The sequence below is a fragment of the Variovorax sp. 22077 genome, assembly GCF_052044195.1.
GTDB lineage: Bacteria > Pseudomonadota > Gammaproteobacteria > Burkholderiales > Burkholderiaceae_C > Variovorax > Variovorax atrisoli.
The window spans coordinates 1-335 of sequence record NZ_JBQEQC010000135.1 but is presented as its reverse complement, the minus strand read 5'-3'; the positions used below and the strand labels follow the sequence as shown (position 1 = coordinate 335).

Sequence of the window (335 nt, the reverse complement as noted above, 5' to 3'; positions counted from 1 at the left end):
GCCCCTGCATGACCCGCTCGATGACTTCGGCTTGACCGGCGCGCAATCGGGTGTGGCCGAACACGCCGCGCAGGGTTCGATTCAACTGGCTGGAGGATGACTGCCGCCCGGCGGTGGCAGGGGATCGGGTCGAAGGCATCAGCGCTGTCCGCTGCCCTGGCCGTCGGCCTCTTCGCCCTCGCCTTCCGAATCGGCTGCAATCTCGTCGGCCAGGTCCTGCGTGCTCAGCGCCTCCGGGTCGTCCACCGAACCCTCGACCTCGGCTGCGGCATCCGGGAGCACGCCCACACGATCCGGAAGAATGTCGGCATTGGTCGGGGTTTCGAGTCCGCCTT

The 335-nt window shown here is 68.1% G+C and carries 1 pseudogene; it reads right to left on the bottom strand.

The annotated features are described in order from the left end of the window. Positions 1–138: 138 nt before the first annotated feature. Positions 139–335, bottom strand: a pseudogene (locus ACTJLF_RS34840) (hypothetical protein); the annotation flags it as partial.